Annotated in this window: 8 protein-coding genes; 4 read left to right on the forward strand and 4 right to left on the reverse strand. The window is 64.0% G+C overall.

Features of this window, described 5'->3' with window-relative positions:
• Nucleotides 1–29: 29 nt before the first annotated feature.
• From ASC95_RS29655 to ASC95_RS29670, 4 genes are all read right to left on the reverse strand, one after another.
• Complete coding sequence (locus ASC95_RS29655; protein ID WP_057301305.1) at nucleotides 30–758, reverse strand: hypothetical protein; 729 nt, start codon at nucleotides 756–758, stop codon at nucleotides 30–32.
• On the reverse strand, nucleotides 755–1708 hold the full coding sequence (locus ASC95_RS29660) for a hypothetical protein (RefSeq protein WP_157256578.1): 954 nt from the start codon (nucleotides 1706–1708) through the stop codon (nucleotides 755–757). Before ASC95_RS29660 ends, ASC95_RS29655 begins: the two co-directional genes overlap by 4 nt.
• Before the next feature lie 104 nt (nucleotides 1709–1812).
• A complete protein-coding gene (locus ASC95_RS29665; RefSeq protein ID WP_057301307.1) occupies nucleotides 1813–3057 on the reverse strand; it encodes a hypothetical protein in 1245 nt (414 codons plus the stop codon).
• A gap of 90 nt (nucleotides 3058–3147) precedes the next feature.
• Nucleotides 3148–3765 carry a hypothetical protein gene (locus ASC95_RS29670; protein ID WP_235538093.1) on the reverse strand — a complete coding sequence of 206 codons (618 nt, stop codon included), beginning with the start codon at nucleotides 3763–3765 and terminating at the stop codon, nucleotides 3148–3150.
• 189 nt (nucleotides 3766–3954) lie between these two features.
• Between ASC95_RS29670 and ASC95_RS30295 the strand changes: the two genes are divergently transcribed.
• The 4 genes from ASC95_RS30295 (at nucleotide 3955) to tnpB (ASC95_RS29685) (ending at nucleotide 5811) form a co-directional block, all read left to right on the forward strand.
• The gene (locus ASC95_RS30295; RefSeq protein ID WP_082568239.1) at nucleotides 3955–4299 is read left to right on the forward strand and encodes a transposase; all 345 of its coding nucleotides are present in this window, start codon (nucleotides 3955–3957) and stop codon (nucleotides 4297–4299) included.
• A gap of 5 nt (nucleotides 4300–4304) precedes the next feature.
• The gene (tnpB, locus tag ASC95_RS29680; protein ID WP_235538094.1) at nucleotides 4305–4628 is read left to right on the forward strand and encodes an IS66 family insertion sequence element accessory protein TnpB; all 324 of its coding nucleotides are present in this window, start codon (nucleotides 4305–4307) and stop codon (nucleotides 4626–4628) included.
• Between the two features lie 374 nt (nucleotides 4629–5002).
• The coding region (locus ASC95_RS32165) for a transposase (protein ID WP_255355290.1) at nucleotides 5003–5278 on the forward strand (276 nt) is incomplete at its 3' end.
• Nucleotides 5279–5478: 200 nt separating this feature from the next.
• Nucleotides 5479–5811 (forward strand): IS66 family insertion sequence element accessory protein TnpB, encoded by a 333-nt coding sequence (gene tnpB / locus ASC95_RS29685; protein ID WP_057301310.1) that lies wholly within the window; start codon nucleotides 5479–5481, stop codon nucleotides 5809–5811.
• Nucleotides 5812–6000 lie beyond the last annotated feature (189 nt).

The raw sequence follows: 6000 nt of genomic DNA on the forward strand, positions 1-6000 counted from the left end.
TGACGTGGATTCGCGAGATCCGTTGCATGTCAGTGGCCTCCAGCGGCCAGGGCCGCGTCGCGGGTCACGTGGAACAAACGTGGCAACGTGAGCTCACGTAGGTGAACTCGCAGCCGGTAGGTGGGGCCGAACAAAGACTGCGCCTCGTCCTCACTGTCGCGGACCAGCCGAAGCAGGCCGTACTCGAGCATCTTGTTGACGGCGATCCGCACGATCCCGTCGACCGACGATGAAGAGGCTCGCTCGGCCTTGGGGTTCACCGCGGGCAGGCGCTTGAGGTACTGCCAGCCAGGCACGAACTCTTCCGCCTGCTCTCCGCCCTCCCCGGCTTCGTGGCTGTCCGAAAGGCGGCCCACCACCGCAAGGAGGGTGTCCCTAAAGCGCGCCAAGGTGGCTGGCAGCGGGGCCTTCACGTCGTCGTCCAGGCGGTCCGTCGTCGGAAAGAACACCGCTGCGATTGCCAAGTGGGCCATCGCGAGCGCCACCCGCTGCTCGGGAGTGAACAGTTGGCGCAGGTCCGACATCCGCAGTGAAAACCGACTGTCCTTCGATGACGGAGCGACGATGAGCCCCCGCTCGCTGACGTCAAGGATCGACAGCTGCAGGCCGATGGCGGATTCCTGCACGGCGCTGGCGAACGCCGTGTCCGACCGGTACCTGGACAGGAGCTCGCGGTACTCGACGTCACGAGACGGAGACCCCGTCAAGTTGATCGCCTTGTAGAGCAAGGTGTTGGCGTCGCGGTGAGTGCTGCTCATCGTGTCTCCACAGGATCAAAGCGAAGGTTGTCGCCCGCGGCGACATCCGAATCAAAGGTGCCATCGGCCCGGGCCTTCATGCCACCGAACAGGTTCTCGCTCTCGGGGAAGCTGCGATACAGCGCGTAGACGATGCATTGCCGCTCCAGCAGCGACATGTCTTCGTCCTCAGCGGCGGCGAGAAGCTCGTCGATCGTCCAGCTGCCGCCGATGGCGAACTTCCGGCCGATCCAGGCCTGTACGGCCTGCGCCATCTCTTCCGGGAATGGGTCCTCATAGACCACAAACGGCAGCATCTCGCCGACCTCGCCAATCTCGTCGCTTGGCGCATCGAACTCACGCTTGGTGAGGAGCAAAGCCAGCAGGTCGGAGAGGTCCGGCGCTTTGGGAAACACGGCCGGATACAGGCTCAGCACCAGCTCGTCGACATGCTTCACCAGCTCATGCTGTGAGGTCGCCAGCGCGTCTGGTAGCAACCCGGTCTCGAGATCGGGGAACGAGGACGGCCTGCGCGACCGGAACGCGCCCGCTTGGGCGCTCATGAACTTGTCGCCCGCGCCCGTGACGTCGACCTGCAGATGGGCACGCACGCTGCTGGCGCTCTTCAAGACCTCATCCAGGCGCCCCAGCTGCTGGCGGGCCTGCGGATCCGTCACTTGGATGAGTTGCTCCCTGACCGACTCCTCCATCCGCCGGTCTTCTTCCTGGCGGGCGTGGATGTGCTGCCGCGCCTCGTTCAGGCGCGGCGCGATATCTCGCGTCCAGGCCACGGATCCTGGCGCCCGCCAAGCCTGATGGATGAAGTCGCGTATCTGCTGCCGATGCTCGATGGACAGCATGCGCGCCCGCCGGGCGAACTCGTAGGCCTGGTCGAAACGGCCACGCTCGATGAGCAGCTGCAGCATCCGCTCGACCAGGATCTGATGGTCCTCGACCTTCAGGTCCAGCATGCCCATCAGCACCAGATAACCCTCGGCCGTTGCCCTGGTCTTCGAAGTTGCCGGTGGGCCGGCAGCGAGCCCCGTGCCGGAGGTGCCGGCGAGAGGCTGCCGGATTACCTCTCCCAGCCTCCGCGCCCGGGCGCCGGTCTGCGCGGACCGGGTCGGCTGGGATCCGGGCGGTCGGCGCTCGGCTGTGACCTCACGTACTCGTCGAGTCGACGGTCCCAAGCAGCAGCGATCTGCTTCACCAGCTTCTTGCTATTCACCAGTTCGTCGCCGGAAGCCACGCCCAAAACCGACAGGGGAACGATGGATTGTTCTGAGGCGGCGGCGTCGACAAACTGCAGTACGTCCGTCTCGTTGACAAAGGAGTTGAAGACCGCGTGTCCAGCACCGCTGTTGCCCGTGGCCAGCGCACCTTGCTTGTATGCCGCCAGGTAGACCATCAGCTCCTGGAAGCGAAGGCCATTCTTTCCGAGGTCAACCTTGCAGGTGGCAGGATCGTCTGGATTCACGTCACGAAGGTGGCTGACCGGGATGGCCGAATAGAACGGGTAGCCCGACGAGCCGAGCGCATACAAGGAATAAGACCCCCTTGCTGGGCGGTGCACAGCTGTCAGCGCCTCGAATTGCGACTGGTTCTTAGCGTTCCTGTTCCTATAGACATCAAGCTTCAGCGACTTCGGAGTGTCAGCGAGCTTGAACTGGATCCAGAACAATCGCACACCCCCGTCGGGAACCAGCCCGCTTCCTGAAATCAGCAGCAGAAGATCGGCGCCTACGGACGCCTCTTTGAGCGCAGGCACACGATGACTGAGGATCTGGCCCACGCCGACCTGCAAGTCAGCACCGAGCAGGCGCTGGGCAGTCGCGATCTCTTCCTTGAGACCCTCGACGAATTTCAAGGTCGATGTGTTCTCGTCGAGCAGCCTGCGGATGTCGTCGTAGGCCCTCTTCGAGGCGTGCGTCAATGCCCAAAACAGGCCCGCTACGTTGGATCCACCCAGATAGCCATCGACCTCATGGAGCTTTCCGCCAATGTCCAAGGGAACGAATTCCTTCCGCACCCTCAACGTGTGGTCGATATAGGTTTGGGGAAGCTCGCTCGATGAGTAGAAGTCCACCAGGTGGGAGGCCATCCATTCGCTGAGCTTCAAGCTGCGATCGACCCGCGACTTGTCGGCAATCAACTTTTCCAGGCGCCGCTCCACCTCCCAGCGTTTCTTCCTTTCCGCATCAGCCTCGGCCTCCGCGTCTGCTTGCGCATCTTTGGCCTCTTGAATCTCCTTCAGAGAATCACTTCGTGGCACCAAATCCAGCAGTTTTAAAAGCCATTTGGGGACCAAGGAGCTAGTCATTCAGTCAGGTGGGATTCGTTGTCGTTGGTCGTGATACCTGACGCTTGTGGGAGCTAACGGAGAGAGTGGAGGTAGTGCTCTGGACAGCAACTATGCCCGATAGATCGGTGCGTTCAGGAACATGACAAGTTCGAGCGCGCGCAGCGGCGATACCGCGTAGCCGATCTTCTTGTTCATCGACGCGTGAAATTGCTCAAAGCCTGGACGCTCCACCAGGTTGCGAAGTTCTTCAAGGTAGCTCTGGTAGAAGTGGACACTGTTGACGCGGTAGTGATGCGGCCTCTCGCCGCGCACGAACGCGAAGACCTTGGAGTCCCAGATCGCGTAGGTCTGCGGCGCCACGAAATGAAGCAGCTTGGAGACGCCGACAACCGAGTTGTTCACCAGGCCTGCCAACGCCTCCAGCTCCCAGGCATCCAGACGATGGCCTTGCTTGGCCCTTGTCAGCATCGCCGCGGCCGCGGCCAGGTCGCACCGGTCGGCGTCGGGGTACAGCTCCAGGATCGTGGGCATCCACCCGTAGACCATGTGCGCGCCGCAGACCACATCACTGGCGTCGAAGGACGACTTGCGCTCGAAGAACGCCAGCAGGTGTGGATAGGTGCCAATGTAGGGATCATCCGAAAGGATTTCCGTGCCACGCTCGAGTTCAAAGACGTCACGCATGCGCAACGGCGCCGGCGTGGATAGTGGGCGAAGGGTCTTCATCGGCGACGATTGGGACGACGGTGTCCCGAGGATGATCGGCTCGAACATTTGATTTGCGATCACCCACTGACATCGAATCAACCCACGGAGATTCGTGAAGAAGTTGTGTATGCGTCCGGCCAACTCACCTTGAACGTCTCGTCGACGACGACCAGGATGGTGTCCACCAAAGTCATTTAGGTGGACACCATGTCAGACGCCAAGCCGGCCAGTCGCCGACGTCACGATGCAGACCTGAAGCGTCAAGTCATCGCCGCATGTGCGGCACCTGGCGCGTCCGTGGCCCAGGTGGCGATGAGCTACGGCCTCAACGCCAACCTCGTGCACAAGTGGCGGCGCCTGGCTGGGCACGATGGCGAGCCTGCTGGCTCCCCAGCATTCGTCCCGGTATCGGTGGTCACCGAGGCGCCACCGTGCGAGCCGCCGCAGCCCATCGAACTGGAACTGCAGCGCGGTCCGGTCCATGTTCGGGTTCGTTGGCCCATGGCGGGCGCTGCTTCCTGCGCCGCCTGGCTGCGCGAGATGCCGCGTTGATCCGGGTGGATGCCGTGTGGCTGGCGGTCGAACCGCTGGACATGCGCGCCGGCACCGAGGCCGCTCTGCGGCGCGTGGTCACTGTCTTCGGCGCAGCGCGCCCTCACCACGCCTACCTGTTCGCCAACCGTCGAGCCAACCGGATGAAGGTGCTCGTGCATGACGGTATCGGGGTGTGGCTGGCAGCTCGGCGCCTCAACGCGGGCCGCTTCGTCTGGCCTCGCGACGTGACCGGCACGCTGAGCCTGAGCCGCACTCAGTTCGACGCTCTGGTGCTTGGCCTGCCCTGGCAGCACGTAGGCGAGGCCGGCGTCATCACGCTGCTCTAGGCCGCGTCCATTGCTGCATCTGCCGATGGTTGGCGAGGCCAACGGCAGGCAGGATCACCACTCGTGATTGCCGACGATCTCGACACGCTCGATGCCCACCAACGTATGCGTCCGCCCAAGTCACCTTGATGTCCGGTAGCCGGACTTGGATGCTTGTGTCCACGACGACATGCGTGGACATATGGGCACTTCAGACTTGAGCACAGGGGAACCGACGACACCGGCCGRGCGGAGTTGGCGCCGGCACTCGGCAGAGTTCAAGGCACGAGTCATCGAGCTGGCGCGCCAGCCCGGCGTCTCGACGGCGGCGGTGGCTCTGGCCAACGNGGTGCGGACGCCAGCACCTTCTGCAGCGACTGGGCGCGTTCAGCCTGATAAAGGCGCAGGCACCGGCCGGGCGGAGTTGGCGCCGGCACTCGGCAGAGTTCAAGGCACGAGTCATCGAGCTGGCGCGCCAGCCCGGCGTCTCGACGGCGGCGGTGGCTCTGGCCAACGGCCTCAACGCGAACATGCTGCGCCGCTGGGTTCGGGAGGCTGATGAGTGCGTGCCGAGCCGAGCACACAAGGATGCGGCCGGGGTGCCGGCGTTCGTTCAATTGCCCATGCCGCAAGAGGTGCCGCCCGCCTTGCCGTCCGCATCGGTGCAAGTGNGCCGAGCACACAAGGATGCGGCCGGGGTGCCGGCGTTCGTTCAATTGCCCATGCCGCAAGAGGTGCCGCCCGCCTTGCCGTCCGCATCGGTGCAAGTGYCGAGCCGCATCTCCGTGGAGATCCGCCGCGGCAGCACCACGGTGCAGGCTGAGCTGCCGCTGGATGCGCRCAGTTCCGCCTGGCTGCGCGAGGTCCTGGGTTGATCCGAGTCGACGCTGTCTGGCTGGCCGTGCAACCGCTGGACATGCGACTCGGGACGGAAGCAGCACTGGCCCGCGTGGTCGGCATCTTCGGTGCCGCGCATCCGCACCATGCGTACCTGTTCGCCAACCGGCGCGCCAACCGCATGAAGGTCCTTGTGCATGACGGCATCGGCGTGTGGCTCGCAGCCAGGCGGCTCAACGCCGGCAAGTTCGTGTGGCCGCTGGATGACGCAAGCACGCAGAGCCTGACGCGCGTGCAGCTCGACGCGCTGGTGCTGGGCCTGCCGTGGCAGCGTCTGGGCGAGGCCGGCGTCATCCGCACGATCTGAAGTGCAATGCCCTGGCACGGGCAATTGCTGGATGTGCCGATGTGTTGAGAGCGACGATGCGGCACGATGGCTGTCCATGATCAGTGCGCAGCAACTGGACGCCTTGGACCCGCAGACGCGGCAAGCCGTGCAGTCGCTGCTCGCCCAGGTCCAGCAGCGTGACACCGAGCTCGCCTTCAAGCAGGCGCT

Source organism: Pelomonas sp. Root1217 (assembly GCF_001425705.1).
GTDB lineage: Bacteria > Pseudomonadota > Gammaproteobacteria > Burkholderiales > Burkholderiaceae_C > Pelomonas.